The organism is Mesorhizobium sp., assembly GCF_004962925.1.
GTDB lineage: Bacteria > Pseudomonadota > Alphaproteobacteria > Rhizobiales > Rhizobiaceae > Mesorhizobium.
Window position 1 is genome coordinate 1 of record NZ_SUEO01000451.1, and the last position, 387, is coordinate 387.

General features: G+C 58.1%; 1 protein-coding gene. It reads right to left on the reverse strand.

All coding sequences use genetic code 11. The features are described from left to right. Positions 1-189: 189 nt before the first annotated feature. A partial coding sequence (locus tag E5W87_RS35660; protein WP_367118919.1) for a cytochrome c family protein occupies positions 190-387 on the reverse strand: 198 nt, incomplete at its 5' end.

The window sequence follows — 387 nt, forward strand, 5'->3', positions numbered from 1 at the left end:
GCCAAATTGGCACATCGCGATGCCGTCGGGAGGGGGCATCCACTCCATCAGATTTCTACCACTAGCTCGTTTCATTGGCGTCTGATGCCCGCTGGGCCAGTGGCCCCCTTCAGGGTCACCAAAGAGGGCTGCTTGAGCAAATCTAGCCGACGCAGGTCCGTAGCAGTACTTGCGCAAGAGATCATCGATTCAGGGTAGCGGCATCGGCTTGTCACTGAGTGTGCGCAAATACGCGATCAGGTTGGCCCGTTCGGTCTCGTCCGGGACACCAGGCGTCTCCATCTTAACGCCTGGCGTGGTGAGCATGGGCCCGAAGAGATATCTATTCAGGTCCTCGTACGTCCATACACCCTCCCAGCTCAGCAAGGCGTCGGAGTAACGCATATC